Source organism: Pseudomonas fluorescens (genome assembly GCF_902497855.1).
Lineage (GTDB): Bacteria > Pseudomonadota > Gammaproteobacteria > Pseudomonadales > Pseudomonadaceae > Aquipseudomonas > Aquipseudomonas fluorescens_BI.
In genome coordinates this window covers 269,872-296,695 of the sequence record NZ_CABVHU010000004.1, presented here as the reverse complement: position 1 = coordinate 296,695, position 26,824 = coordinate 269,872, and the positions used below count along the sequence as shown (strand labels likewise).

At 60.6% G+C, this 26,824-nt stretch carries 21 protein-coding genes; 11 read left to right on the top strand and 10 right to left on the bottom strand.

The features are described from left to right. Nucleotides 1-10: 10 nt before the first annotated feature. The gene (locus F8N96_RS11200; protein ID WP_150797855.1) at nucleotides 11-1,402 is read left to right on the top strand and encodes an aldehyde dehydrogenase family protein; all 1,392 of its coding nucleotides are present in this window, start codon (nucleotides 11-13) and stop codon (nucleotides 1,400-1,402) included. Between the two features lie 312 nt (nucleotides 1,403-1,714). Here F8N96_RS11200 and F8N96_RS11195 read toward each other — a convergent pair whose 3' ends face one another. The 4 genes from F8N96_RS11195 to F8N96_RS11180 are packed head-to-tail and all read right to left on the bottom strand — an operon-like array spanning nucleotide 1,715 to nucleotide 5,518. Continuing rightward, on the bottom strand, nucleotides 1,715-2,800 hold the full coding sequence (locus F8N96_RS11195) for a polyamine ABC transporter substrate-binding protein (RefSeq protein WP_150797854.1): 1,086 nt from the start codon (nucleotides 2,798-2,800) through the stop codon (nucleotides 1,715-1,717). A 60-nt stretch (nucleotides 2,801-2,860) separates the two neighbouring features. Further along, nucleotides 2,861-3,202 carry a cupin domain-containing protein gene (locus F8N96_RS11190; RefSeq protein ID WP_150797853.1) on the bottom strand — a complete coding sequence of 114 codons (342 nt, stop codon included), beginning with the start codon at nucleotides 3,200-3,202 and terminating at the stop codon, nucleotides 2,861-2,863. Nucleotides 3,203-3,245: 43 nt separating this feature from the next. Continuing rightward, nucleotides 3,246-4,652 carry an NAD(P)/FAD-dependent oxidoreductase gene (locus F8N96_RS11185; RefSeq protein WP_150797852.1) on the bottom strand — a complete coding sequence of 469 codons (1,407 nt, stop codon included), beginning with the start codon at nucleotides 4,650-4,652 and terminating at the stop codon, nucleotides 3,246-3,248. Nucleotides 4,653-4,702: 50 nt separating this feature from the next. Further along, nucleotides 4,703-5,518 carry a helix-turn-helix domain-containing protein gene (locus tag F8N96_RS11180; RefSeq protein ID WP_150797851.1) on the bottom strand — a complete coding sequence of 272 codons (816 nt, stop codon included), beginning with the start codon at nucleotides 5,516-5,518 and terminating at the stop codon, nucleotides 4,703-4,705. A gap of 263 nt (nucleotides 5,519-5,781) precedes the next feature. On the opposite strand from F8N96_RS11180, the gene F8N96_RS11175 reads away from it, so the two are divergent. Further along, entirely contained in the window at nucleotides 5,782-6,057 is a 276-nt protein-coding gene (locus F8N96_RS11175) for a DUF1652 domain-containing protein (protein ID WP_150797850.1), read from the top strand. 142 nt (nucleotides 6,058-6,199) lie between these two features. On the opposite strand, the gene F8N96_RS11170 is transcribed toward F8N96_RS11175, so the two are convergent. Next, nucleotides 6,200-8,674 carry a UvrD-helicase domain-containing protein gene (locus F8N96_RS11170; RefSeq protein ID WP_150797849.1) on the bottom strand — a complete coding sequence of 825 codons (2,475 nt, stop codon included), beginning with the start codon at nucleotides 8,672-8,674 and terminating at the stop codon, nucleotides 6,200-6,202. Between the two features lie 237 nt (nucleotides 8,675-8,911). Between F8N96_RS11170 and F8N96_RS11165 the strand changes: the two genes are divergently transcribed. Then, nucleotides 8,912-9,607: a pirin family protein gene (locus tag F8N96_RS11165; RefSeq protein WP_150797848.1), complete on the top strand. Its 696-nt coding sequence runs from the start codon at nucleotides 8,912-8,914 to the stop codon at nucleotides 9,605-9,607. Nucleotides 9,608-9,817: 210 nt separating this feature from the next. Here the strand turns inward: F8N96_RS11165 and pgm are convergent, their stop codons facing one another. The 5 genes from pgm to F8N96_RS11140 all read right to left on the bottom strand — a co-directional run bounded on the left by pgm (nucleotide 9,818) and on the right by F8N96_RS11140 (nucleotide 16,029). Next, a complete protein-coding gene (pgm, locus tag F8N96_RS11160) occupies nucleotides 9,818-11,464 on the bottom strand; it encodes a phosphoglucomutase (alpha-D-glucose-1,6-bisphosphate-dependent) (RefSeq protein WP_150797847.1) in 1,647 nt (548 codons plus the stop codon). 122 nt (nucleotides 11,465-11,586) lie between these two features. Then, the gene (locus F8N96_RS11155; protein ID WP_150797846.1) at nucleotides 11,587-12,987 is read right to left on the bottom strand and encodes a PLP-dependent aminotransferase family protein; all 1,401 of its coding nucleotides are present in this window, start codon (nucleotides 12,985-12,987) and stop codon (nucleotides 11,587-11,589) included. After that, nucleotides 12,984-14,438, bottom strand: coding sequence for a hypothetical protein (locus tag F8N96_RS11150; RefSeq protein ID WP_150797845.1), 1,455 nt, complete (start codon nucleotides 14,436-14,438; stop codon nucleotides 12,984-12,986). The genes F8N96_RS11155 and F8N96_RS11150 overlap by 4 nt, the downstream gene beginning before the upstream one ends. 128 nt (nucleotides 14,439-14,566) lie before the next feature. Continuing rightward, nucleotides 14,567-14,815: a hypothetical protein gene (locus F8N96_RS11145; protein ID WP_150797844.1), complete on the bottom strand. Its 249-nt coding sequence runs from the start codon at nucleotides 14,813-14,815 to the stop codon at nucleotides 14,567-14,569. A gap of 191 nt (nucleotides 14,816-15,006) precedes the next feature. Continuing rightward, a complete protein-coding gene (locus F8N96_RS11140; RefSeq protein WP_150797843.1) occupies nucleotides 15,007-16,029 on the bottom strand; it encodes a zinc-dependent alcohol dehydrogenase family protein in 1,023 nt (340 codons plus the stop codon). A gap of 255 nt (nucleotides 16,030-16,284) precedes the next feature. Between F8N96_RS11140 and F8N96_RS11135 the strand changes: the two genes are divergently transcribed. The 8 genes from F8N96_RS11135 to F8N96_RS11100 all read left to right on the top strand — a co-directional run bounded on the left by F8N96_RS11135 (nucleotide 16,285) and on the right by F8N96_RS11100 (nucleotide 26,714). Further along, complete coding sequence (locus F8N96_RS11135; RefSeq protein WP_150797842.1) at nucleotides 16,285-17,199, top strand: LysR family transcriptional regulator; 915 nt, start codon at nucleotides 16,285-16,287, stop codon at nucleotides 17,197-17,199. Nucleotides 17,200-17,274: 75 nt separating this feature from the next. Next, a complete protein-coding gene (locus F8N96_RS11130) occupies nucleotides 17,275-17,592 on the top strand; it encodes a type II toxin-antitoxin system PrlF family antitoxin (protein WP_150797841.1) in 318 nt (105 codons plus the stop codon). Continuing rightward, nucleotides 17,592-18,056 carry a type II toxin-antitoxin system YhaV family toxin gene (locus F8N96_RS11125; RefSeq protein WP_150797840.1) on the top strand — a complete coding sequence of 155 codons (465 nt, stop codon included), beginning with the start codon at nucleotides 17,592-17,594 and terminating at the stop codon, nucleotides 18,054-18,056. The genes F8N96_RS11130 and F8N96_RS11125 overlap by 1 nt, the downstream gene beginning before the upstream one ends. Nucleotides 18,057-18,378: 322 nt before the next feature. Next, nucleotides 18,379-18,591 carry a DUF1059 domain-containing protein gene (locus F8N96_RS11120; protein ID WP_150797839.1) on the top strand — a complete coding sequence of 71 codons (213 nt, stop codon included), beginning with the start codon at nucleotides 18,379-18,381 and terminating at the stop codon, nucleotides 18,589-18,591. 215 nt (nucleotides 18,592-18,806) lie between these two features. Beyond that, on the top strand, nucleotides 18,807-20,486 hold the full coding sequence (phaC, locus tag F8N96_RS11115; RefSeq protein WP_150797935.1) for a class II poly(R)-hydroxyalkanoic acid synthase: 1,680 nt from the start codon (nucleotides 18,807-18,809) through the stop codon (nucleotides 20,484-20,486). A gap of 361 nt (nucleotides 20,487-20,847) precedes the next feature. Beyond that, on the top strand, nucleotides 20,848-22,101 hold the full coding sequence (mexE, locus tag F8N96_RS11110) for a multidrug efflux RND transporter periplasmic adaptor subunit MexE (RefSeq protein ID WP_150797838.1): 1,254 nt from the start codon (nucleotides 20,848-20,850) through the stop codon (nucleotides 22,099-22,101). A gap of 12 nt (nucleotides 22,102-22,113) precedes the next feature. Further along, nucleotides 22,114-25,296, top strand: coding sequence for an efflux RND transporter permease subunit (locus F8N96_RS11105; RefSeq protein WP_150797837.1), 3,183 nt, complete (start codon nucleotides 22,114-22,116; stop codon nucleotides 25,294-25,296). After that, nucleotides 25,293-26,714, top strand: a complete 1,422-nt coding sequence (locus tag F8N96_RS11100) for an efflux transporter outer membrane subunit (RefSeq protein ID WP_150797836.1) — start codon at nucleotides 25,293-25,295, stop codon at nucleotides 26,712-26,714. Before F8N96_RS11105 ends, F8N96_RS11100 begins: the two co-directional genes overlap by 4 nt. Nucleotides 26,715-26,824: the final 110 nt, after the last annotated feature.

Here is a 26,824-nt window from a genome sequence, read left to right as displayed (position 1 = left end):
GGACGGTGCCATGACCCAGATTTCCAGCCTCACCCATGCCATTTCGATCAACCCCGCCAATGGCGAGCAGATCGGCCACTACCCTTTTGAATCCGCATCGGAGCTGGACGCTGCCCTGGCCCGCGCCGCTGCCGGATTCTCGATCTGGCGCCGTACTCCTGTCGAGCAACGTGCCCAGGCCCTGGTCGTACTCGCCCGTACACTGCGCGACAACGCCGCCACGATGGCGAACATGATCACCGTGGAGATGGGCAAGCCCATCGCCCAGGCCCGCGGCGAAATCGAAAAGTGTGCACAGCTGTGTGAATGGTATGCCGAACACGGCCCGGCCATGCTGACCGCCGAGCCGACGCAGGTCGAAGGCGGCAAGGCGCGCATCGAATATCGCCCGCTGGGGCCGATTCTTGCGGTGATGCCGTGGAACTTCCCGATCTGGCAGGTGCTGCGCGGTGCGGTGCCAGCCTTGATCGCCGGCAATACCTACGTTCTCAAGCATGCGCCAAACGTAATGGGATCGGCCTACCTGCTGCGCGATGCCTTGCAACGCGCCAACTTCCCGCAAGGCGTGTTCGAGGTGATCAATGTCACGCCGGACGGCGTCTCCACGGCAATTGCCGATCCACGCATCGCCGCGGTAACCCTCACCGGCAGCGTGCGCGCCGGCATGGCGATTGGCGCCCAGGCCGGTGCCGCCATGAAGAAGTGCGTGCTGGAACTGGGTGGCTCAGACCCGTTCATCGTGCTCAATGACGCCGATCTGGACGAAGCAGTCAAAGCCGCCGTGATTGGCCGTTACCAGAACACCGGGCAAGTCTGCGCGGCGGCCAAGCGGCTGATTGTCGAGCAGGACATCGTCGAGGAATTCACGCGCAAGTTCGTCGAAGCCACCCGCCAACTGGTGGTCGGCGACCCGCTGGCCGCCGAGACCTATATCGGTCCCATGGCCCGTTTTGATCTGCGCGATGAACTGGATCAACAAGTTCGCGACACCCTGGAAGAAGGCGCGACCTTGCTGTTGGGCGGCAAGAAGGCCGAAGGTCCTGGCAACTATTATGAGCCTACGGTATTCGCCGATGTCACCGACCAGATGACCTCGTTCAAGCAGGAACTGTTCGGCCCGGTCGCCTCGATCATCACCGCCCGAGATGCCGCCCATGCCCTGGCGCTGGCCAACGACAGTGAGTTCGGACTGGCCTCGACCATCTACACGCGCAATGTCGAACTGGCGCAGCAGATGGCCGGCGAACTGGAAACCGGCGGCGTGTTCATCAATGGCTACTGCGCCAGCGACCCGCGCGTAACCTTCGGCGGCGTGAAGAAAAGCGGCTTTGGCCGGGAGCTGTCGCATTTCGGTGTCCGCGAGTTCTGCAACGCCCAGACGGTGTGGCTGGATCGACGTTGATTGGGTCTCTGTAGGAGCCGGCTTGCCGGCGAAGGCGTCTGCATGGGCGCTGCAAGACTCGAGGCCGCCTTCGCTGGCAAGCCAGCTCCTACAGGGATCACCTGCGTGCCGATGACTTGTGGTCAACGTCAAACCCTGTAGGAGCCGGCTTGCCGGCGAAGGCGTCTGCATTGGCGCTGCAAGACTCGAGGCCGCCTTCGCTGGCAAGCCAGCTCCTACAGGGATCACCTGCGTGCCGATGACTTGTGGTCAACGCCCAACCCTGTAGGAGCCGGCTTGCCGGCGAAGGCTGTGTATCAGGCGACGTGTTTTTCAGCTCCCCGACCGGATCTTGTTCCACACCCGCGTGCGAACCCTATCGACATTCAGCGGCATCGCCTCCAGCGCAAACAATTTCCCCATCATCTCCGGGCTCGGGTAGACCTTGGTATCGTTCTTGATCACCGGGTCGATCAGGCTGTCGGCCTGTTGGTTGCCGTTGGCGTAGCGCACATGATTACTGATGCTGGCCATGACGTCCGGCCGCAACAGGTAATTCATGAAGGCATAGCCGGCCTTTTCATCCGGAGCATCGGCAGGCATGGCAACCATGTCGAACCAGATGGCGGAGCCTTCCTTGGGAATCGAATAACCGATCTCGATACCGTTGTTGGCTTCTTTGGCACGACTTTCCGCTTGCAGGATGTCGCCGGAGAAACCGACAGCCACGCAGATGTCACCATTGGCCAGGTCGCCGGTGTACTTGGACGAGTGGAAGTAGCTGACGTACGGCCGGACTTTGATCAACAGCGCTTCGGCCTTTTTATAGTCCTCCGGGTTCTTGCTGTGATGCGGCAACCCCAAGTAGTTCAGCGCTGCCGGCAGCAGTTCCGGACCGTTGTCGAGGATGGCCACGCCGCACTTCTGCAGTTTTTCCATGTACTGCGGCTTGAAGATCAGGTCCCAGGAATCCACTGGCGCGTCATCACCCAATACCGCCTTGACCTTCGCAATGTTATAGCCGATGCCCGTGCTGCCCCACAGGTACGGGAACCCGTGTTCGTTGCCTGGATCGTTGGTCTGCAAGGCGTTGAGCAGTACCGGATTGAGGTTCTTCCAATTCGGCAACTGACGCTTGTCGAGCGTCTTCAGCGCCCCGCCCTGAATCTGCCGCGCCATGAAGTGATTGGACGGGAACACCACGTCGTAACCGGAGTTGCCGGTCATCAGCTTGCCATCCAGGGTTTCGTTGCTGTCATAAACGTCGTAACTGAACCCGATACCGGTTTCCTTCTGGAAGTTTTTCGTGGTGTCCGGGGCGATGTAGCTCGACCAGTTGTAGATCTTGACGGTTTCGGCCCCCTGGCTGAGGGTCGCAACGAGTGCCAAGGGGGCCAGAGTCAGGGTCTTTCGGATCATGAGTCGATTCCTGTAGGGGTTGTGTTCTTTTTATTGGAATGGTTGCAGGCAATCAGAGGATCAAAAAATCAAGACGTAGGTTTTGCGCACGGTTTCCTGGATGTCCCAGATACCGAGGCTGTTGGCAGGCAACATCAGTGCATCGCCGGCTTCTATGAAAAGGGTTTCTCCATCATCCGGGGTGAACGTGCAGCGTCCCTGGATGAAGTGACAGAATTCCTGGGCAACGATCTGCCGTCGCCAGCGACCCGGCGTGCATTCCCAGACGCCGGTTTCCACGCCGTCGTCGCGTTCGACACTGGTAGTCGAGGCCACCGCCACCGGTGTGCCCAATGGCACGGCGACCGGGTTCGACTCTTCCAGCTTCAGGGTTGCGGTGTTCTTGAATTGAGTAATGCCCATGGGGGTACCTGTCGATAAAGCCTATATAGATGAAGAGCGCCGTTTACTGCATGAAACCTTCCATGAACCCCGCCACGCCGCTGGCCAGTTTGCGCCGCCAAGGTGCGGTGGCCGGGTTGGCCAGGGTCTGGTCTTCATGGACGAAGCTGCGGATGATCGCGTTGTAGCCGAGCCAGCGGCAGGGTTCCGGCTCCCAGGCCTTGAGCGCTTCGAGACCGCCCTGGGAGATGACCCACGGCTGGCGTACCAGCTCGCTGTCGCGCTGCAGAATCAGGTCGGCCAGCGTCCGCCCGCCGAGGTTGCTGGCGCCCACCCCCTCCCCGCCGTAACCGCCGGACAAGGCAATGCCGCTGGCTTGGTCACAGAGCATGTGCGGCTGGAAACGCCGGGACATGCCCAGATTGCCGCCCCAGGCATGGGTGATTCGCACGTTCTTGAGTGACGGGAAGAGTTCGCTGAACAGATAGCGCCGTAACTCGACCTCACTGCGGGTCAGGTCAAAGTCGTGGCGTAGCTTGCCGGCAAACTGATAACCGCCGCGTGCGCCGAACACCAGGCGGTTGTCCGCCGTGCGCTGACCATAGGTGACCTGACGACTGCTTTCGCTGAAGGCCTGGCCGCGACTGAGGCCGATGTCATCCCAGGTCGCGGCGGACAATGGTTCAGTGGCGACTATCAAGCTTTGCACCGGCAACTGATAGCGCCCCAACGGCGGCAGCGTGACCGCGTAGCCTTCCACCGCCGGCACGATCCAATGGCAGCGAACCCCGGCTTTCGCCGTGCGCAGGCCACCAGACTGCCAGTGGGTGACCGGGCTGTTCTCGTAGATTGCAACGCCCATGCGCTCGACCGTCCGGGCCAGCCCCCGCACCAGCCTGGCCGGGTGAAGGGTCGCGACGTGCGGCGCGTAGATACCGCCGTAAGGTTTGGCGATCCGGATCTGTTGCGCCAGCTGCTCGGGGTTGAGCCAGCGATAATCGCTTTCGGTCAGGCCCTGGCGGTAAAGCGCGTCCAGGTAATGGCGCAGGCTGGTTTCCTGCTCCGGATAACGGGCGGCACAATACAAGGCTCCGCCTTTACGGTAATCGCAATCGATGCCTTCACGTTCGAGGACAGTCGCCACTTCGTCCGGGATACCGTGCAACAGATCGACAGAAGCCCGGCGCTGCTCGGGCGGCAGGCCGGCGAGCAAGCGATCCTCGCCCAGCAGGTTCCCCATCAACCAGCCGCCATTGCGTCCCGAGGCGCCAAAACCGGCGGTCTGCGCTTCAACGATGGCAATGTTCAGCTCGGGAGCCTGGCGCTTGAGGTAATACGCGGTCCAGAGGCCGGTGTACCCCGCGCCGATGATCGCCACGTCGACATCCAGATCCCGTTCCAGCGCCGGACGCGCCAACAAGGGCTCGTCGAGTTGGTCCATCCACAAACTGATAGTGCGCCACGCCGGCATGCAAGACTCCGCCACTCAATCTTCGATGGCGTCGATCCTAGTGCGTGGCCCTACAGGTTGTCTTGCGCGCGTGCACGCAAAGAAATTTGTCTGGCGTAGGCCTTGGGCGAGAGGCCGGTGTGCTGGCGGAAGCATTTATAGAACGCCGACAGGGAGTTGAAGCCGGCGTCGAAGGCCAGTTCGTCGATACGCAGCGGCGGCGTGGCGCCCTCCAGCGCCGCGAGCAGATGGTGCAGTCGCGCCTGGTTGACGTAGCGATAGAAGCTCTGGCCGAGCACCTGGTTCAGGAGATAGGACATCTGGTTGCGGCTGTACCCGCATTCATTGGCCACCCGCTGCAGGTCGAGTTCGGGATCCAGATAAGGCTGGCGCTTCTGGAAATACTGTTGCAGGTCGTGGGCCATGAAACTCAGTTGCCGTGGCGACAGACCGAGCCGACTGGCGGCCGGGCGCGGGCTGCCGGCGGTTTTTCCGGCGGGCTGCTCATGTACCAGGGAAGCGTATTCGTTGACCCGCCAGATCAGCCCGTCACGTACGGTAATCGCCTCGCTGGCCCGGAACGACGCCAGGCCTTCGCCGCCGCGCAGGGTGATGCGGTATTGAATGAATGCGGTGTTGCCGTCCAGGCGAATACGGTCGGAGTGCTCCAGGGCTTCATCCGGGTCCCGTGGCATGCTGCTGCTTACATAGTCATGCAATTCGTCCAGGCCCATCACCCGGTTCTGGAAAAAGTCGTTGTATTGCACATCGGGGTGAAACAGCGCCATGACCCCGTCCAGATCCCGGTGTTTCCAGCGCAGGTGGTAACGCATCACCGTCTCGCCCGTAGCCTGGGTTTGCAACGGACCATCATCATCGGCATGCATAAGGGACTCGACGAAAAAAGCCGAGCTTGCCGAAATTCCGCCCCGGCTTCAATGCCCGATCCGTGACGACCCTTGACCGAAAAAATCGGTCAAGGATGACTTGCGTCAAAAAAAACTGAACCAATCGCTAAACGGCCTGAAAAATCCACATTTTTTTCACATGCAGATGCTACTTTTAAAGACTGTCACCGGTTGAGCCAATGAAGGCTCTTCCCTCCTAACATGAGCTAACGGAAGCGCTCGATGAAGAAGGCGGGCTACACATGAATAAAGGGTTTAGTAACAAAGTCACCTTTCCAAATGCCTGCCAGCTGATGCGCTGGCATTTTCATCCCATGGGTTTCGAGGCGAGCATGGATGCGCCGGGCAGTATGATTGCCCGTCTGTTTGACCGTGCCAGTGGCGAGACCATGATCGCCATCGCCGGTATTCCCTGCGCGACGGTCATGAATGCGGCGGATGTAGAGCGGATTATCGAAGCGGTGGAGGATGAGCTGGAGGCTTTCATTCCACCGATGGCGCTCAGGAGTTATGCCTGAAGACCGAATAGCCCACTGTAGGAGCTGGCTCGCCAGCGAAGACGTCCGCACGGCCGATGATGAAGGCGCCTGACCTGACGCTTTCGCTGGCAAGCGAGCTCTTACAGGGGTTTGCGTCCACCTGGGGCAGCTGCTTTGAGGTTCACGCCGATGCCTTGCCTTGGCGGTGATCGACGAAGAAGGCCTTGCCCTTGCCGATCCGGTCGGAGGCCTTCGGCAGGTTGGCCGCCTGGGTGTCCTGACCGTCGACGTACCAGTAGCAATGACTCACCGCCCGAGTGATGCCGACATAAGCCAGGCGCAGGATCTCGTCTTTCTGCGCATTGTCATAGGCTTCGCTGTCGCCCGCCTTGCCCAGACCCGCCATGCGATAGACCTGGTTCTTGTAGGGGGAACTGGTCAGGTGCTGACAATCCCCCAGCAGAAACACCGCGTCCGCCTGAAGCCCCTTGGCACTGTGGTAGGTCAATTGTTTCAATCGCCGGGCGTCATACGGCAAGCTAGAATCTACATTAACTACAGGCTGAATATGCTTTTCTATCAATGCCTTATCGCTACTTTTTCGATAAAGCATCAAGATTGTATCGCCCTTTCCATAGTGCTCCATCAAGCGCGCGGCCATGCCTTGATCATCCCGATCGAGCACATTGACCGGTAGCAGCGCCTTAGGTTCGCCACTGGCCTTGGCCTTCTTGCCCGCGATCGCCGGTGCGGCGCGCACGATATGTTCGGCAGCATCGATGATGTGCTGGTGACTGCGGTAGTTGTCGCTGAGCATGACCCTGGTCGTGCCCGGTGACGGGAATTCCTTGCTGAACTCCATGAAATAGCTCGGCGAACTGCCGCGCCAACCATAGATGGACTGCCAGTCATCGCCGACACAGAGCAACGACGACCGCTGCGCACCACGCCCCACATGCATGGCTGGCCCACGACCGCGAATCTCGGCCAGGCTGGCGCGAATCCAGGAAACGATCTGTGGCGAAACGTCCTGGAATTCATCGATCATCAGGTGCGACATCGGCCGCAGCAGCTCATCGCTCAGCAGTTTCAGATTTTCCGGGGAATGCTCGCTGAACAAGGCGAACATCCGGTTGTAAGTCATCACCGGCGGTTTCTGGTCAAGCAGATGGTCTTCCAGCGCTCGCCAGTACAGGCTCAAGGCCTCGAAGAAGAACCGGTCCGGGTCGTCCTTGGCAAAACTCATTTGCCCTACCGCGTTCGGAACATCCAGCCCGAGATTCTCGATAAACCCCGCCGCCGCCACGAAGCAATCCAGCAGCGGTGCCGAAGCAAGCTCGCCCTTGACCTTGTAGTCGAAGCCGGGGCCGGCGCTGGCATCGCCGGCAAGCGACGCCAACACCCGCTTAGAAGACTCATAACTATCGAGCCATATCAATGGTTTACGGCAGAAAGCTTGAAACAGGGTGCGCTTAACCGCCCATTCTGCGCGCACGGAAAGCTTGGCGTTCGGACGACTGACCTGCGGGTTTTCCCGGGGATCGAATCCCAGCACCACCCAGGCGTCCAGGCTTGGAATATAGCCGTGGCAATGGAAGGTGGCGCCGTTGATATCGAACGCCTGGCGATTGGGCTCGATGCCTTTGATCGGCCAGGCACCGGCGCGAAACCACAGATCTTCAATGACATCGCACAGCTCTTCATCACGCTTGGCCGCCAGTTCGGTCACGGCCATGCGTTTTTGCACGTCCGGGTGATCGCGCTCCAGCTCCTTGAGTTGCAAGGCGTGACGCGACAAAGGCTTGATCAGGTCACGAAAACGCTCATCCCGGGTGTGCAGGCCGTGATAGCAGGCGTTGAGCTGCTGGCGTTGGGCATCGTTGATGCGCAGGTCGAACGGGTTGCTGTCGACTTCCTCCTCCCCGCCTTGTACACGGTGACTGAGGTTTTCAAAGGCTTGCAGCCGCTCGAAGCCCGGCAGGCTGCGAACCATTGGCAGGATGCGCGAGTGAAAGGTGCGCACCAGATCCCGCGCCTCCTTGAGACTGAGCGCCCGCCCCCAGAGCGCAAACAGTTCGACCAGCTTGTTGATGAAGTCCTTGCGCGACTCTCGAGTGAAGGTCACCACGGTCATCGAACTCAACTCGAAGCCCAGATAGTGGCTCAACAGCACAATCCGCAGCACCAGCGTTGTCGACTTGCCCGCGCCCGCCCCGGCAATCACCGAGGTCGAGGGGGTGTCGCTGAAGATCATCTTCCACTGAGCGGCGCTGGGCTGTGCGTATGGCGGCAGCAACCGGGCGACATCAGCCTTCATGCGCTTCTTCAACTCGGCACTCAGTGGCAGGCGCCAGTCGTCGAAGAGATGGTCATCGACAGCGGGCGGACGGTGCTCGGTGGAGCGTGAATCGCGAATCAGCAATACCTGCCGGCCCTCCTCGAGCCCTTCAAGCTTGCCTTCCTTATAGCCGTAATCGACGCCGGCGCTATGCCCGCTGCGAAAGCCGTCGGCCTGGCCGTGCAGCCAGGACGCGCGATGTTGCGCCCGTAGACGCGTCAGGCCATGGCCAAAGAACCGGGCGGCCAGACGCTTGAGCCATGGCATTTCGGCCAGTGGACGAAGTTCAGGAGGAAGATCGGGGGTGTGTTGCGGCACGCGGACTGACTCCAGGGTGTGAGGCTGTTGAGGGCTATGGTGTCTGCATTTGCCATTGAGTTCTAGTGAAATGCTTACAGGTCATTGGCTTATGCGCGAAAGTGAAGGCTGGACAAGAACGGGTCGAGCGGCTAAATCATCGGCTAATTCGATTGTATTCAGGCATTTTTTACGCTTTTTATCGATCAGTACCTGGCAGATGATGCTCGCCATCAACCACCTTTTGCGGAGACGATCATGCTTGAACTCAGACCCTTCAACTCCCTGGGCGGCGCCCACCACGGCTGGCTGGATGCCCACCACCACTTTTCGTTCGCCGAGTACCACGATCCAAAACGCATGAACTGGGGCAACCTGCGGGTATGGAACGACGATGTGATCGCCCCCGGTACCGGTTTCCCGAAACACCCGCACCGGGACATGGAAATCATCACCTATGTCCGGGAAGGCGCGATTACTCACGAAGACAATCTGGGCAACAAGGGGCGTACCGAAGCAGGTGACGTTCAGGTCATGAGCGCCGGTACCGGTATCGCCCACAGCGAGTACAACCTGGAAGCCACCGCGACCAGGATCTTCCAGATCTGGATCATCCCCAACGAATCCGGTCTGGCACCGTCCTGGGGCGCCAAGCCTTTTCCCAAGGGCCAGCGCGAAGGTTTCGTGACCCTGGCCAGCGGCAAGTCCGGCGACGATCAGAGCCTGCGGATTCGTGCCGATGCGCGACTGGTGGCCGCTAACCTGAAGGCCGGCGAATCCGCCGAGTATCATCTGGACAACGGCCGTCGCGCCTACCTGGTACCGGCGACCGGTGTCATTGAAGTCAATGGCTTGCGTGCACAAGCTCGAGACGGGGTGGCGATTGTCGATGAGCAGGTGTTGCGGGTGACGGCGATTGAAGACAGTGAGATCGTGCTGGTGGATCTGGCTTGATCCTGTGAATGCAGGGAACAAAAAGGGCGACCGTAATGGGTCGCCCTTTTTGTTTAGCCTGTCCCGTCCTGAATAAGGTTTACACCTGTTTCAGGATGGGACAGCCGAATAAACGGTGGTGACTGTACCGACGTCTTCGCTGGCAAGCCAGCTCCTACAGGGGGGTGCACAATCCTGTGGGAACGGGCTTGCCCGCGATGGCGTACTCAGTCACTTCGCGGAGATAGCGCCATCCACGAGGGTTTGAGCCTCGGCCACCAACTGCTTGAGGTGCTCGTCGCTGACAAAGCTCTCGGCGTAGATCTTGTAGATGTCTTCCGTACCCGACGGCCGCGCCGCGAACCAGCCATTTTCGGTCATGACTTTCAAACCGCCGATGGCCTGGTCGTTACCTGGCGCATGGCTAAGAATGCTCTGAATGGCTTCGCCCGCCAGTTGGGTCGAGGTGACCTGATCCGGCGACAGCTTGCTCAGCAAGGCTTTCTGCTCCGGATTGGCCTTGGCGTCGACCCGCACCGAGAACGGTTCGCCCAGTTCATCCGTCAGGGCGCGATAGGCCTGGCTTGGGTCGCGGCCGGTGCGGGCGGTCATTTCCGCTGCCAGCAAGGCCGGGATCAAGCCGTCCTTGTCGGTGCACCAGACGCTGCCATCCTTGCGCAGGAACGAAGCGCCGGCGCTTTCTTCGCCACCAAAGCCCAGAGAGCCGTCGAACAGCCCGTCAGCGAACCACTTGAAGCCGACCGGTACTTCGTACAGCCGCCGCCCCAGACGCTTGGCGACGCGATCGATCAAGCCGCTGCTGACCACGGTTTTACCCACGGCGGCATCGGCGCGCCATAGCGGTCGGTTCTGGAACAGGTAATCGATGGTCACCGCCAGGTAATTGTTCGGTGCCAGCAGGCCACCGGACGGGGTGACGATGCCATGGCGATCGTGATCCGGGTCACAGGCAAATGCCACGTCGAAGCGTTCTTTCAGGCCGATCAGACCTTGCATCGCATAGGGGGACGAGGGGTCCATGCGGATCTGCCCGTCCCAGTCCACGGTCATGAAGCGGAACGTGGAATCCACCTCTTTGTTGACCACTTCCAGATCCAGACGGTAATGCTCGGCAATCGCCGACCAGTAGCGCACCCCTGCTCCGCCCAGCGGATCGACGCCCAAATGCAAGCCGGCATCGCGAATGGCATCGAAGTCGATCACGTTGATCAGGTCGGCGACATACGTGTTGAGGTAATCGTGACGATGGGTGGTGCCAGCCTTCAGCGCCTGCTCGTAACTGATGCGCTTGACGCCGGCCAGCTTGTTGCCCAGCAGTTCGTTGGCCTTGGCTTCGATCCACTTGGTGATGTGGGTATCGGCCGGGCCACCGTTTGTAGGATTGTATTTATAGCCACCGCTTTGCGGCGGGTTGTGGGACGGAGTGATCACGATACCGTCCGCCAGGCCCGACGTACGCCCGCGGTTGTAGCAGAGGATGGCATGGGAAATGGCCGGCGTAGGGGTGTATTCGTCACCTTCGGCGATCATTACCGTCACGCCGTTGGCGGCCAGCACTTCGAGGGCGCTGGCACCCGCCGGGGTGGACAGCGCGTGGGTGTCGATGCCGACGAACAGCGGGCCATCGATGCCCTGGGCTTCGCGGTACAGGCAGATCGCCTGGCTGATCGCCAGTACGTGCCATTCGTTGAAACTCAAGTCGAACGAGCTGCCTCGGTGCCCGGACGTGCCGAAGGCTACGCGCTGGGTGGAGATGGCGGCATCAGGCTGGCCAGTATAATAGGCCGTCACCAGTCGCGGGATGTCGACCAACAGTTCTGCCGGTGCCGGTTTGCCCGCAAAAGGACTGAGTGTCATTGCAAAACCTCGGGAATAGAGTGGGTCAGGAATAGGGACGCAGTTTACTGGCAGTTTGACCGCAGCGCGATATTATCGATCCCGGAAGCGACGCCATACACGCGACGGCTTCGCGAAACGGATCAGTCGATCGATTCCAGACGCAATGCATCCCCCAGCACACCCAGTACAGCGGCCAGATCATGGTCACCGCCGAACGTATGGCTCAGGCGCAGATGTTGCGAGTGCAGCCCTTGCAGACTGAACAGTTCTCCCGGCGCGATCACCACCTGGTGCTTGAGCAGGCGCTGAAACACTCGATGCACATCGACCTGGCGCAGCGAGCGAGCCCAGATTGTCGCACCGCCATGGGGATCGACGAACTGCAAGGCATCGCCCAGGCGCTCCTGCAGCAGTTGGGTCATCTGCACTTTGCGATCCTTGAGCAACCGACGCAACACCTGCAGATGGTGGTCGATACGGCCATTGCCGTACAAGCGGGCGATGGCTTTCTGACGGATCGGTGACAGGCGAAACGAGCGCAGCAAAAACTGCCGTTGCAGTTCAACCCTCAGATGCCGCGAAAGCAGATAGCCATAGGGTGCCTCGGGCCCGATGATCTTTTCGAACGTGGAAAACACGAGCAGCCGGTCAGGGTCCAGCAGATCGCGAAACCGCAGGCCGCCCGGTTCGAATCCGAGTTCACCGTAGCAGTCGTTTTCCAGGACCCAAGTCCCATGCTGCGCCAGCAGCTGCGCGATGATGTGCCGGTTGTCGTCGGGCGCCAGGCTGCCACGCGGCATGTTCATTGCCGATGAAAGCATCACCAGGCGCACCGGCCTGGTCTCCAGCAACCCCTTGAGCCGCTCGACGTCCAGACCGCCGCAGGTTTGCAGCGGCAGCTCGATCACTTCCACCTCCGCGGCCTGCAGCAGGCGCAGAATCACCCAGTCGCAGGGCGACTCGACGACCACCGCGGCGTCCTTGAGGCGCAGCACGGCGATCAGTATTTCCAGCACGCCACGCAGGTCTGCGCCGATGTACACGTCATCGGCGTGCCAACAGCGCAGGGGCGACGAGGTATAGCGCGCTGCCAGCGCCGCACGCAGTTCCAGCTCACCGCACGGCTGCGAAGACGATTGCGGCTGGCGCGGATACTGGCGCAGCAATTCCCTTTCCAGCAGCAGCAACGGCCGGTCCAGGGGTTGCAACAACGCCGGCTCATCGGCGCTCAAGACCAGCATGCCGGGACGTCTGGCATTGACATAAACCGTTTCGAGCAGGTCATGACCACTGCCGGGCACGATGACGCAGGACACGGGCAACGCGTAATAACCGGACTTGGCGACCGAATACACGCGCCCTTCCTTCTCCAGCAGCGAGTAAGCGTACTGAATCGTCGAGATCGACACACTCAGGCGGTCCGCCAACTGGCGCAACGATGGCAGGCGCACGCGTGTGTCGCTGGCCGGTTCCTCGATCAGGTTGGTCAGGTAACGGTACACCGCCTGATAGGCGAAGTCGGTTTCTCTTGGCCCTTTCACTGTCCCGCCGACCATTCGCCCCCCACGGCGCAGTTATCGTCATACAGGGTGGCCTGCATGGGCAACGCCGGGGCAGGTATCGGACCCAGGCGATAAAGCGTGCCGATCAGACTGACCGGCAGCCCGCTGACGTCGACCATCCATTGCGCGATTTGCTCCGGCACCGGATTGCCCTGCATGGCCCGGTGCAAGTCAGGCAGCGCCACGAGCATGCCGGGGTGGCACTGGCGCAGAAAGCGCTCAAGGGCCGCTCCGTTGTCGCTGAAAGGTGCGAACAACAGACACACCAGTTGCGCCTCGCTCAAACCAAGATTTTTCTGTGCCTCGGCCGCTGCCCGTGCGCGCTGCTCGGCCGAGGTCGCCGGGTTGCCAAACGCCGCCACCGCCTGCTCGCCCAATCGCTGGGGAAGTTGCTTGCGGCGCATCATCACCAAGGCGCGTCGCAGGTAGTCGGCAACGCCCGACTCGTAGCTGCGAGCGTGCACGAAACACGCTTGCAACCCCTGCAGGTGCGCGCAGACAGACAGGCTGGCGTAATCGTTGTCGCGCAGCTGGGCCGACAGCTCGTCCGGTTGAAATCCGAGAAACTCGGTCAACAGCGGCCAACGCTCCTCCAGATTGCTGACCAAGAGGTCGTGAATGTCGATATAGGTCGTGCGACGGCAGGCTTCAAATTGCTCGGCGGGACGCCATGCAGCCCGATCGTCCTCGGGGTGCAACACGCGATAGCTGTCGCTGCCCAGTTCATCGAGCAGCGTGAACAGCCCTTCGTAGCCGGGCTCGTGGTGATTCGAGGGCCGGAGCCCGGCCTTCGCCGCCGCACGCCGCAACCCCTCGATAAAGCGCTTTTGCTGGCGAGGGCTGTCGCTGCTGAGCAGTGCATCGACGCCGCGGTCCCAGCGGGCGATTTGCCCATGGAACTCGCCGGTGGCCAGGTACCCGTCGTCCCACAGATCAAGCGGCCCGTCCCAGCTTCGACGATGCCCGACCATCAGCAGGTTGAGCCGATTGAATTCCCGGCCGGCTTCGGAGACCGGCGCCAGGTGATTGAACGGCAGGACCTCCCGATGATCGACCATCAGGACTTCGACCCGCGGATCGTCATAGAGGAACAATGCACTGTGGCTGCGGTGGATGTTTTCCAGGGCCGTGGTGCTGTCGCCGTTCAGGCGCAGGGTGGCGACACGCAACTGGAACGTCGCGGGCGCGCGGCCGGCGATACTCAGTTGCGCCGCACGCAGCAGCGCCAGGGTGTAGCAACTGTCCCGTGATCCGGACTGGATCGCCAGCACCTTGTAATCGCCAATACGCTCCATCCCCCCCGCAGCCACCACCAGGCGCTGAATCAACAGCTGCAATGCGGTGCGTTCGGCGCGAGAGAAGTAACTCAGCAATCGTTGCAGTACTTGTTGATAGACATAGGTCATCGCTTGATCATGGATATTGGTCATCTTCATTTACCTGGTACGCGTAAGTTCGACAGTGCACAAACAAACATAGGCACCGTGCAATGGATCGCCAGCCCGTGCCTGACGTGCCGGGCTTTATTGCAAAATGCTAACACTTAAATTTTTGGCAATTATCTGGAATGGGTGACGACTGCCCGAGCGTTGAGCAAGGACAGACTGCCGCGAAGCCCGATAGATACGGTGCCATGCGGCACCGCTGGACGTCCTAGGAAATGTCCGACAGCGTCCCACAGACATTTAGTACAAGAAATAAAGAAGGAAGTTACCCATGTTTTTTTGGCAACTGCTTTACGAGCCGTTATTGCTCGAACATACATCAATGAGGCGTATTGATAAGTATCAGCCTGAAAACCGGCCATGACTCATTCCTTGAGATGAAAGTAATCATTCAATTATCAGGGCTTATAAGCTGATTAGAAGATACAGATTGAGAGCAAAAACCAGCTCAGTTGCTGAACTGACCCACCGACAGGGCAATGGGAGGTCTCATTTTCAGGGGCGGGAGGCAGAAACGAGCGAGTCCGTGCGGGCACGGACTCTTGCAGGGGGGTTACGCAGGTTCGATCTGGAGGGCGACCCGTTCGCGACAAGGGCATTCGTCCATGTAGCGGTGCGCTTCGACAAACTCGGTAAACGGGAAGACCCGGGTCTTGAGCGGCAGCAGCACACGGTCGGCGGTCAGCTGGTTGATATCGCGCAAGGCCCGTTGCAGCGCTGCCTGGTCCTGAATGATGCCCAACTCCGGCTTGCCGGTGAAGTTGCCGATACAGTGCACAAAGAACTGAATGTTCTTCTGGAACGCTGCGCAGGCCGGGAACGGCGTCTGGTTGCCGCCTTGCAGGCCGTAGAGCACCAGGCTGCCACGGGGTGCGAGCACATCGCCAAGCAACGACATCTGTGGGCCGCCAAGTCCATCGAACACCACGGCCACGCCATGGTTATCGGTGATCTTGTTGATTTGCATCAGCAGATCCTGTTCTTCGGTGACGATGACTTTCTCGGCGCCGAGGGACAACAGGTATTCCCGTTCATCCGCGGTCTTGGTCGCGGCAATCACCCGCACACCCAAGGCTTTGCCCAACTGGACGAACGAAGGTCCGGCGCAGTGGCTGGCGTCGGTGACCAGGGCAAATTGCCCGGGCTTGACCCGTGCCAGATCGGTGTAGGCGAAATAGGCGATCAACAGCGGCGTGTAATGCACGCTGGCTTCGATCGGACTGAGGACGTCCGGGTAACGGGTCAGCGCCGAGCGCGGCAGAACGATCTGTTCGCCGTACACCGGATAGTCGTTGGGGCTTTCGGCCGGGAAGCTGGCGACCTTGTCACCGATTTCCAGGTCATCGACACCCTCGCCGAGCGCCGTGACCACGCCGGCCATTTCATGGCCAAGCCCTGAAGGCAGGCGAGCATGGGACGACGCCAGGTTCTGGCGCCAGAGTATGTCGTACCAGCTGATGCCAATTGCCTCGACGCGCACCTGCACTTCGCCCGGCGCAGGCAGAGCGGCCGCATGCTCTTCGCATTTGAGCACCTCGGCCGGACCAAACTTGTGAAAACGGATCGTGCGTGACATCGCAAACCTCGTCAAAAGAAACCTCTAATGCCCTGAACTCTATCCGGGCTTTGTACCCAAGACCATCAGTGGCTATTAATAGTCGACATGCCTGTCATTGATTCCGCAGCATCGACTGGATCAACGGTCGCCGCCGCCGTTCCAGCGAAACTGAATTATTCGGTGCAGAGTAGCAGCCTTTCCCCGTAAGATTCATGCCGGCCATTGTTCTTAAATGGTCGCTCTCGTCAAGCCTAGACTCTGCCAGGACTCCAGATGAATCGTAATGACCTGCGTCGTGTCGACCTGAACCTGTTGATCGTATTCGAAACATTGATGCACGAACGCAGCGTGACCCGCGCTGCGGAGAAGCTGTTCCTCGGCCAGCCGGCCATCAGTGCGGCGCTCTCGCGCCTGCGCGGGCTGTTCGACGATCCATTGTTCGTGCGCACCGGGCGCAGCATGGAGCCCTCCGCGCGGGCGGTGGAGATCTTCGCCCTGCTCTCCCCGGCCCTCGATTCGATTTCCACCGCCGTCAGCCGTGCGGCGGAATTCGACCCGGCGACCAGCACCGCGGTATTTCGCATCGGTTTGTCAGATGATGTCGAATTCGCCCTGCTGCCTATGCTGCTCAAGCGCCTGCGCGCCGAATCGCCGGGGATCGTACTGGTGGTGCGGCGGGCCAACTACATTCTGATGCCGAGCCTGCTGGCCTCAGGCGAGATTTCCATCGGCGTCAGCTACACCGCGGACCTGCCGGCAAACGCCAAGCGCAAAGTGCTGCGCCGCAGCATGCCCAAGCTGCTGCGCGCCGACACCGTGCCGGGGCCCTTGAGCCTGGACGACTTCTGCGCGCGGCCCCATGCGCTGGTGTCGTTCGCCGGTGACTTGAGCGGCTTTATCGATGAAGAACTGGAAAAGCTCGGGCGCAAACGCCATGTGGTGCTCGCGGTACCGCAGTTCAACGGGCTGAGCACCCTGCTCAGCGGCACCGATATTGTCGCGACCGTGCCGGATTACACGGCTGAAGCGCTGACGGCGGCTGGCGGAGTGCGGGCTGAAGAGCCGCCATTGCCGGTGCGCAGTTTTGAACTGCACATGGCCTGGCGCGGGTCCCAGGACAATGATCCGGGGGAGCGGTGGTTGAGGTCGCGGATTCAAATGTTTTTCGGGGATCCTGAAAGTCTCTAGGCGTCGTCGGGCACCCAGATTGACCAAGTAAGGAATATTCCTTACAATCTGACTTCCTTATTCGGGAGAACCCTCATGCCTGCCATTCATGAAATCGCCACGCTGACCTCGAAGGGCCAGGTAACGCTTCCCAAATCCGTTCGGCAGCTACTGGGCCTGGATACCGGTAGCAAGATCGCATTTGACGTACGCGCGGGTGAAGTGGTGGTCAGTCGTGTGGACACTGTCCACGAAGACCCTGCCATCGCCGCATTCCTGGTCTTGTTGGAGGCCGACATTCGAAGCGGACGAAACATCACCGCACTGCCAGAAGATCTGGCGCAGACCATGCTCGCCAACGCGGGCCACAGTGTGAATCTGGATGAAGAGATTGACGGTGAGGTCGCGCTTTGATGCAGCGACATGGCTGGACACTGTTGTTCCATGAAGGTGTGGTCGTACAGCTGCGCAAACTGCAAGAGGCTGTCGCCCAGGCTGAACAGAACGACCCGCAAGGCTTTGAAAGCAATGCCAACGTCAAGTTGTTCCGGGCCTTGAGTCATCTGATCATGGATGGCGTGCCCGGCGATCCTGCACGGGATGAGTTCCGCCAAGGCAATACGCTTGGAACAGCTTATCGCCATTGGCGGCGGGCAAAGATCGGTAGGCGGTTTCGGCTGTTCTTTCGCTACGACTCGAAGTCCAGGGTTATCGTCTATGCATGGGTCAACGACGAACACACCTTGAGGTCGGCAGACAGCAAATCCGATCCTTATGCCGTGTTCGAGAAGATGTTGGGCCGGGGCAACCCTCCCGATGACTGGGATGCATTGATCACAGCCACGCGAAACGACTGGAGCGAGTCCAGAACCCGATGAACTTCAGAAAAGCCCTCGCGGGCATCGACTGGAAGAAGTGGGCTAACCGGGGGGCGCAACTCGGGTTCGTCCTGGCGGCAATCGCCGGATATTACGGGTGCCACCCCTGAAGCTTCAGCACCGTGACAATGAGTGATCTGCTCCCTGTTTGCGCACGACCGATTTCCATGCCTGGCACAACGACCCTGACATCCGATGGGCCTATACTTCAAGGGTCGGCACACTCGATGTGACACGCAATTGTGTTTGATGCATGGGGTGACGCTGCGAGCGATCGTTCACGCAGGCCACGGCCTGCCTTCGTCGTAGGGAGGAACATATCATGGCGCGTAAATACATCGACTGCCGCGAGTTTCCGAGCGATACCCAATGCTCAGTCGCATTGTCCGCAGACTCTGAAAACGAACTGCTCGAGGCTGCCGCACAGCATGCCGTCAGTGTTCACAAGCACACCGACTCACCGGAACTGCGTGCTCAACTGAAGACGATGTTTCACGACGGCACCCCGCCTGTTGAAGCACCGCGGCCCGCTTAGTATTCAGGGGCAACGCCATGCTCAATCCCGGATCAAAGGTCATGGATTGTCATGAAATGAAAAAGCGTTGTCGCCCAATGAAATGCTGGCCACCCCCCCGTCTATAAACTTCTCAAGATCTGCGTGGCAAGCCCTGCCTTTTGGCGGCTAGCCCGGCCGCTTGCCCGCAGCCATACAACTTCCGGGCGCCCGTCTTGGGTGCCTTACCGGGTGTCATGATGAACAAGAAAAACAAAGACCTCTCCCAGCAAACTGCAATGCACACGTTGAGCCTGAATCCGGCGTTCGGTCCTCGCCGGCGCGATCTGCTCGGCACCGCCCGCATGGTCCTGCGACAAGTGTTGAAGCAACCCGTGCATAGCGCTCGGCATATGGCGGCATTCGGCGTTGAGCTGAAAAATGTCCTGCTCGACCGCTCGCAGCTCAAGCCAGCGGCGGGAGACAAACGTTTCGACGAGCAGACCTGGCAACGCAACCCGCTATACCGTCGCTACATGAAGACTTACCTGGCCTGGTGTCAGGAGATGAGCGACTGGATCAGCACCAGCAACCTTAGCGAACAGGACGCTCACCGTGGTCAGTTCGTCATTGGCCTGCTGACCGAGGCAATGGCGCCGACCAACACCCTGGCCAACCCGGCAGCGCTCAAGCGCTTCTTTGAAACCGGCGGCAAGAGCATTCTGGATGGTTTCTCGCAGCTGACCCGGGACCTGATCGAAAACGGCGGCATGCCGAGCCAGGTGGACAAGACGGCTTTCGAAGTGGGCCACAATCTGGGCATCACCGAAGGTGCGGTGGTGTTTCGCAATGAGTTGCTGGAGCTGATCCAGTATAAGCCCCGTACTGAGCAGGTGCAGGCGCGTCCATTGTTGGTGGTACCGCCACAGATCAACAAGTTCTACCTGTTTGATCTGACGCCGGAGAAGAGCCTGATCCGTTTTCTCCTCGACAGCGGCATCCAGACCTTCGCTGTCAGTTGGCGCAATCCGGGCAAGGCACAGCGTGAATGGGGGTTGTCCAGCTACGTAGAAGCCCTGAAGGAAGCGATAGACGCGGTTCTTGCGATAACCCGCAGCGCTGACCTGAACACCTTCGGAGCCTGCTCCGGAGGCTGCACCCTGTCCTCGCTGTTGGGCCACTACGCTGCCCTGGACGAGAAAAAGGTCAATGCCTTTACCCTGGCGGTCAGTATGCTGGACATACGTCCTGACACCCAGGTCGGGCTTTTCGCCGACGAGAGGTCGCTGGTGGCCGCCAAACGCCGTTCCTGTCAGGCTGGCGTGCTGAAGGGTCGCGAGTTGGCCAAAGTCTTCGCCTGGATGCGCCCCAATGACTTGATCTGGAATTACTGGATCAACAACTACCTGCTTGGCAACGAGCCGCCGGCATTCGATGTCCTCTACTGGAACAACGACACAACCAACCTGCCGGCCACGCTGCACGGCGAATTCATTGACATGTACCAGACCAATCCGCTCGCCCGCGCCGGTGCTTTGGAGGTCTGCGGCACACCGATTGACCTCGGTCAGGTCACCAGTGACTTCTACTGCGTCGCGGGCCTGACCGACCACATCACCCCGTGGGACGCCTGCTACCGCTCCATGCATCTGTTTGGCGGTCAGGGCGAGTTCGTGGTGTCCAACAGCGGGCATATCCAGAGCATCCTCAACCCGCCGGGCAACCCCAAGGCGCGCTTCATGACCGCCAGCGAGCTGCCAGTCGAGGCTCAGGAGTGGATGCAATCGGCCAGTGAACAGGCGGGTTCCTGGTGGCCCCATTGGCTGGCCTGGTTGCAGGCACGCTCGGGCAGTCGCAAAAAGGCTCCCCGTAAACTGGGCAACAAGGCTTATGGCGCTGCCGAGGCTGCGCCGGGTACTTACGTGCACTTGCGCTGAGTCTGCGGTCGGACGCAGGCGCCGCCTACGAACAGGCATGATCCGGATTTTGTGTTGGGGCTGATGGCCTATTCGCGGGCAAGCCCGCTCCCACAGGGATTTGTGGTGTTGATGAAATCCCTGCGGGAGCGGGCTTGCTCGCGAAGGCCGCGACTCGGTCTCAAGCCCATCCTTTGCATTCCCCGCAACACTGAATTGTCATCAACCTGATTGATAGCCCCCTAACAAAAGCTGCAGACTAGAGGGCTCACTTCCCGTTTATATCATTCCGAATGATAGTTACCTTTGCTTCATTCGATTCGTGAGATACCCCCTCGCCGAGCATCATCCGTCCATTCTCAATACATTGGCGGATGCATCCATGGAACAATCACTCAAACATTTGCGCTTCCCCTTGGCCCTGTTGGCCATGTTGGTGATGAGCGCCTGCGGCAAGGCTCCGGAGACGGCCGCCACGCTGCCCGCCGCCAAGGTCAGCGTGGCCAAGGTGCTGGAACAACCGGTGAACGAGTGGGACGAATTCACCGGGCGCCTCGAAGCCCCGGAAACCGTGGAGATCCGGCCTCGGGTCTCCGGCCAGATCGATGAAGTGGCGTTCACCGAAGGCGCTTTGGTCAAGAAAGGCGACCTGCTGTTCCAGATCGACCCGCGTCCGTTCCAGGCTGAGGTCCGCCGACTCGAAGCACTGGTTGCCCAATCCCGCGCCAACGCGACCCGCAGCGAAAACGAAGCCCAGCGCGGTGAACGCTTGCGTACCAGCAACGCGATTTCCGCCGAGCTGGCCGATTCGCGCACCAGCGCTGCCCAGGAAGCCCGTGCCGCCGTCGGCGCCCTCCAGGCGCAGCTTGACCTGGCGAAATTGAACCTGAGCTTCACCCGCGTCACCGCGCCAATCAGCGGTCGCGTCAGCCGTGCGCAGATCACCGCCGGCAACCTGGTGACCGCCGATACCACCGCGCTGACCAGCGTCGTCTCCACCGACAAGGTCTATGCCTACTTCGACGCCGACGAGCGCGTGTTCCTCAAGTACACCGCCCTCGCCCGCGAGGGTAAACGTGGCGCCACCACCCCGGTTTACCTCGGCCTGTCCAACGAAGACGGCAACCCGCACCAGGGCGTGATGAACTTCGTCGACAACCAGGTCAACCCGAAGACCGGCACCATCCGCGGCCGCGCCGTGTTCGATAACACGGATGGCACCTACACCCCGGGCCTCTACGCACGCTTGAAACTGGTCGGCAGCGGCACCTATTCCGCGGTGCTGATCAACGACGAAGCGGTCGGCACCGACCTGGGCAAGAAGTTCGTGCTGGTGATGGATGCCGACAACAAGACGGTGTATCGCTCGGTCGAACTGGGGCCGAAGATCGAAGGCCTGCGCATCGTGCGCAACGGCCTGAACAAGGATGACACCGTCATCGTCAAGGGCCTGCAACGTGTACGTCCTGGTTCGCCGGTCACCCCTGAAGTGATCCCGATGGCCAGCCAGGAAACCCTCGCCGCTCTGGCTCAACAACGACAAGCGCTGGAAGCCAGCAACCTGCCCCAAGTCGCACCTGCCAGGGTCGCGTCGGGTGCGGTTGTGAAAGTGGCTGCTGCGACACCACGCGGTTAAGGGATCCCTACGATGAATTTTTCCCAATTCTTCATTTCACGCCCGATCTTCGCAGCGGTGCTGTCGCTGCTGATCCTGATCGCCGGTGCCATCTCGCTGTTCCAGTTGCCGATCAGCGAATACCCGGAAGTGGTGCCGCCGACCGTGGTGGTCCGCGCCAACTTCCCGGGGGCCAACCCTAAAGTCATCGGTGAAACCGTGGCCGCTCCCCTGGAGCAAGCCATCACCGGCGTCGAGAACATGCTGTACATGTCCTCGCAGTCCACCGCCGACGGCAAGATCACTTTGACCATCACCTTCGCCCTGGGCACTGACCTGGACAACGCGCAGGTGCAGGTGCAGAACCGGGTGACCCGGACCGAGCCGAAACTTCCCGAGGAAGTGACGCGCATCGGTATCACCGTCGACAAGGCGTCGCCCGACCTGACCATGGTCGTGCACTTGACCTCGCCGGACAAACGCTACGACATGCTCTACCTGTCCAACTACGCCTTGCTCAACATCAAGGACGAGCTGGCGCGCCTGGGCGGGGTCGGTGACGTGCAGCTGTTCGGCATGGGCGATTATTCGCTGCGAGTGTGGCTCGATCCGAACAAGACCGCTTCGCGCAACTTGACCGCCACCGATGTGGTGACCGCGATTCGCGAACAGAACCGGCAAGTGGCGGCCGGTGCGTTGGGCGCTCCGCCTGCACCGAATGCCACGGCGTTCCAGCTGTCGGTCAACACCCAGGGCCGTTTGGTCAGTGAGGAAGAGTTCGAGAACATCATCATTCGCTCTGGCGACAACGGTGAAATCACCCGTCTGAAGGATATCGCTCGCGTTGAGCTGGGCTCCAGCCAGTACGCCCTGCGTTCCTTGCTGAACAACCAGCCGGCGGTGGCAATCCCGATCTTCCAGCGCCCTGGCTCCAACGCGATCGAAATTTCCAACGAAGTGCGCGACAAGATGGCGGAGCTGAAGAAGAGCTTCCCCCAAGGCATGGACTTCAGCATCGTCTATGACCCGACGATCTTCGTGCGCGGTTCCATCGAGGCGGTGGTTCACACCCTGTTCGAAGCGCTGATCCTCGTGGTGCTGGTGGTGATTCTCTTCCTGCAGACCTGGCGCGCCTCGATCATTCCACTGGTCGCTGTGCCTGTGTCGCTGATCGGTACCTTCGCGGTGATGCATTTGTTCGGGTTCTCGCTGAACGCCTTGTCATTGTTCGGATTGGTACTGGCCATCGGTATCGTGGTGGACGACGCCATCGTGGTGGTGGAGAACGTGGAAAGGCACATCGAGCTGGGAGAAACGCCCGTAGAAGCCACCAAGAAAGCGATGCGAGAGGTGACCGGGCCGATCATCGCGACGGCGCTGGTGCTGTGTGCGGTATTTATCCCGGCGGCGTTCATTTCCGGACTCACCGGCCAGTTCTACAAACAGTTTGCCCTGACCATTGCCATCTCGACCGTGATCTCGGCGTTCAACTCGCTGACACTGTCCCCTGCCCTGGCCGCCGTGCTGCTCAAGAGCCACAGTGCGCCGAAAGATCGCTTTACCAAAGTGCTTGATAAACTATTGGGCGGTTGGCTGTTCCGTCCGTTCAACCGGTTCTTCGAACGCGCCAGCCATGGCTATGTCGGCACCGTAGCCCGGGTTATCCGCAGCAGCGGTATTGCCCTGCTGTTGTACGCAGGGCTGATGGTGCTGACCTTCTTCGGTTTCGCCCATACCCCGACCGGTTTCGTACCCGGCCAGGACAAACAATACCTGGTGGCCTTCGCGCAACTGCCGGACGCTTCGAGCCTGGACCGCACCGAAGACGTGATCAAACGCATGTCCGACCTGGCCCTGAAACAGCCAGGTGTTGAAAGCGCAGTGGCCTTCCCGGGCCTGTCGATCAACGGCTTCACCAACAGTCCTAACGCCGGCATCGTGTTCGTGACCCTGAAACCCTTCGACGAGCGTAAAGACCCGAGCATGTCCGCCGGTGCGATTGCCGGTGCCTTGAACGGTCAGTTCGCCGGGATTCAGGAAGCCTATATGGCGATCTTCCCGCCGCCGCCAGTACAGGGGCTGGGCACCATCGGTGGTTTCCGCCTGCAGATCGAAGACAAGGGCAACCTGGGCTACGACGAGCTGTACAAAGAAACCATGAACATCATCAACAAAAGCCACAACGTGCCGGAACTGGCCGCGCTGTTCACCAGCTATACCGTGAATGTGCCGCAGGTCGATGCCGCCATCGACCGGGAAAAAGCCAAGACCCACGGCGTGGCCGTCAGTGACATCTTCGACACCCTGCAGATCTACCTGGGTTCGCTGTATGCCAACGACTTCAACCGCTTCGGTCGTACCTACCAGGTCAACGTTCAGGCCGAGCAGCAGTTCCGTCTCGAGCCGGACCAGATCGGTCAGCTGAAAGTGCGCAACAACAAAGGCGAGATGATCCCGCTGGCGACCTTCATCAAGGTCAGCGACACCTCGGGTCCAGACCGCGTGATGCACTACAACGGCTTCATCACCGCTGAAATCAACGGTGCGGCAGCCCCTGGCTACAGCTCAGGCCAGGCCGAAAAAGCCATCGAGAAACTGCTCAAGGAAGAACTGCCCAACGGCATGACCTACGAATGGACCGACCTGACCTACCAGCAGATTCTGTCCGGCAACACCGCGCTGTTCGTGTTCCCGCTCTGCGTATTGCTGGCGTTCCTGGTGCTCGCGGCTCAATACGAAAGCTGGAGCCTGCCACTGGCGGTGATCCTGATCGTACCGATGACCCTGTTGTCGGCCATCACCGGAGTGATTGCCTCGGGAGGCGACAACAACATCTTCACCCAGATCGGCTTGATCGTACTGGTGGGGCTTGCGTGCAAGAACGCGATCCTGATCGTCGAGTTCGCCAAGGATAAACAGCAGGACGAAGGCATGAGCCCGCTCGAAGCAGTACTCGAAGCGTGCCGCCTGCGTCTGCGGCCGATCCTGATGACCTCCTTCGCGTTCATCATGGGTGTGGTGCCACTGGTGTTCTCCAGCGGTGCCGGTGCCGAAATGCGTCATGCCATGGGTGTGGCGGTGTTCTCCGGGATGCTCGGGGTGACCTTCTTCGGCCTGTTGCTGACGCCGGTGTTCTACGTGTTGATTCGTAATTTCGTGGAACGCGGCGAGAAGCGCAAGGCGGCCAGGGCCCTGAAACTGGAGGCGCAACAATGAGCCTGAAAGCCTTTCTGCCGAGTCTGCTGGTGCTGGCCCTGAGTGCCTGTGCCGTCGGCCCGGACTACAAGACCCCGGCCACCGAACCGGCCAACATCACCGCCGCCACCGACGGCGCCGCCGGGCAGAAGAACTTCGACCGCGCTCGCTTCGAAGGCATCTGGTGGCAGCAGTTCGAAGACCCGACCCTCAACCGGTTGGTGACGCAATCGCTGCAAGGCAACCGTGATCTGCGCGTCGCCTTCGCCCGCTGGAAAGCGGCACGGGCGATCCGCGACGATGCCAGCAACGACGCCATGCCGACCATCACCAGTCGCGCCAGCAGTAATCTGGGCAAGGGACAGATTCCTGGCCAGACCACCGACCGGGTCAACAGCGAGCGCTACGACCTGGGACTGGACATGGCCTGGGAGCTGGACCTGTTCGGGCGCATCCAGCGCAATCTGGAATCCAGCGACGCCGAGCAGCAGGCCGCCGAAGCCGATCTGTACCAGCTGCAAGTCAGCATGATTGCAGAACTGGTGGACGCCTACGGTCAACTGCGCGGTGCGCAACTGCGGGAAAAGATTGCCCTGGCCAACCTGAACAACCAGCAGGAATCGCGCAAGATCACCGAAAGCCTGCGTGATGCCGGTGTCGGCGATCAGCTCGATGTGGTCCGTGCCGATGCACGCCTGGCGTCTGTGGAAGCCAGCGTGCCGCAACTGCAGGCGGAACAGGTCCGGCAGAAAAACCGCATCGCCACCTTGCTCGGTGAACGTCCGGACAAGCTGAGCGTCGACCTCAGTCCCAAAGACTTGCCGGCGATTGCCAAAGCACTGCCGATCGGTGATCCGGGTGAACTGCTGCAACGTCGTCCGGACATCCGCAGCGCCGAACGCCAATTGGCTGCGGCCACGGCGCGTATCGGCGTGGCCAAGGCCGACCTGTTCCCACGGGTCAGCCTCAGCGGCTTCCTCGGCTTCACCGCCGGGCGCGGTTCGCAGATCGGTTCCTCGGCGGCCAACGCCTGGGCACTGGGCCCGAGCATCACCTGGGCGGCGTTCGACCTGGGCAGCGTGCGCGCCCGTTTGCGCGGCGCCGATGCCGAAGCCGAAGGCGCCCTGGCGACCTACGAACAGCAAGTGTTGCTGGCCCTGGAAGAGTCGGAAAACGCCTTCAGCGACTACGGCAAACGCCAGCAGCGCCTGATTTCGCTGATTCGCCAGAGTGAATCGAGCCGCGCCGCGGCCGACCTGGCACAAATCCGCTACCGCGAAGGCACGGCGGACTTCCTCGTCCTGCTCGATGCCCAGCGTGAGCGCCTGGCGGCGGAAGATACCCAGGCCCAGGCCGAGGTCGATCTGTATCGCGGCATTGTCGCGATCTACAAGGCATTGGGCGGTGGCTGGCAACCCGAGACGGTCGCCATCAAGTAACGTAGCAACGAGCTCCTTCGGTTGGCCGCAACCAATCCGATTCTTTGCCCCGCGCCGCATTCGGTCGCGGGGCTTTTTTTTCCTGAAGGTTTTGTGGTGTCTGTTCGGGC

Bases quoted from the DNA above. Each gene is read 5' to 3' on its own strand.
- F8N96_RS11145 (WP_150797844.1), bottom strand. From the start codon at position 14,815: ATGGCCGGTTTTCAGGCTGATACTTATCAATACGCCTCATTGATGTAT.
- phaC (WP_150797935.1), top strand. From the start codon at position 18,807: ATGATGAACAAGAAAAACAAAGACCTCTCCCAGCAAACTGCAATGCAC.
- pgm (WP_150797847.1), bottom strand. From the start codon at position 11,464: ATGACACTCAGTCCTTTTGCGGGCAAACCGGCACCGGCAGAACTGTTG.
- mexE (WP_150797838.1), top strand. From the start codon at position 20,848: ATGGAACAATCACTCAAACATTTGCGCTTCCCCTTGGCCCTGTTGGCC.
- F8N96_RS11150 (WP_150797845.1), bottom strand. From the start codon at position 14,438: ATGACCAATATCCATGATCAAGCGATGACCTATGTCTATCAACAAGTA.
- F8N96_RS11100 (WP_150797836.1), top strand. From the start codon at position 25,293: ATGAGCCTGAAAGCCTTTCTGCCGAGTCTGCTGGTGCTGGCCCTGAGT.
- F8N96_RS11140 (WP_150797843.1), bottom strand. From the start codon at position 16,029: ATGTCACGCACGATCCGTTTTCACAAGTTTGGTCCGGCCGAGGTGCTC.
- F8N96_RS11190 (WP_150797853.1), bottom strand. From the start codon at position 3,202: ATGGGCATTACTCAATTCAAGAACACCGCAACCCTGAAGCTGGAAGAG.
- F8N96_RS11105 (WP_150797837.1), top strand. From the start codon at position 22,114: ATGAATTTTTCCCAATTCTTCATTTCACGCCCGATCTTCGCAGCGGTG.
- F8N96_RS11120 (WP_150797839.1), top strand. From the start codon at position 18,379: ATGGCGCGTAAATACATCGACTGCCGCGAGTTTCCGAGCGATACCCAA.
- F8N96_RS11180 (WP_150797851.1), bottom strand. From the start codon at position 5,518: ATGCATGCCGATGATGATGGTCCGTTGCAAACCCAGGCTACGGGCGAG.
- F8N96_RS11130 (WP_150797841.1), top strand. From the start codon at position 17,275: ATGCCTGCCATTCATGAAATCGCCACGCTGACCTCGAAGGGCCAGGTA.
- F8N96_RS11165 (WP_150797848.1), top strand. From the start codon at position 8,912: ATGCTTGAACTCAGACCCTTCAACTCCCTGGGCGGCGCCCACCACGGC.
- F8N96_RS11175 (WP_150797850.1), top strand. From the start codon at position 5,782: ATGAATAAAGGGTTTAGTAACAAAGTCACCTTTCCAAATGCCTGCCAG.
- F8N96_RS11185 (WP_150797852.1), bottom strand. From the start codon at position 4,652: ATGCCGGCGTGGCGCACTATCAGTTTGTGGATGGACCAACTCGACGAG.
- F8N96_RS11135 (WP_150797842.1), top strand. From the start codon at position 16,285: ATGAATCGTAATGACCTGCGTCGTGTCGACCTGAACCTGTTGATCGTA.
- F8N96_RS11125 (WP_150797840.1), top strand. From the start codon at position 17,592: ATGCAGCGACATGGCTGGACACTGTTGTTCCATGAAGGTGTGGTCGTA.
- F8N96_RS11200 (WP_150797855.1), top strand. From the start codon at position 11: ATGACCCAGATTTCCAGCCTCACCCATGCCATTTCGATCAACCCCGCC.
- F8N96_RS11195 (WP_150797854.1), bottom strand. From the start codon at position 2,800: ATGATCCGAAAGACCCTGACTCTGGCCCCCTTGGCACTCGTTGCGACC.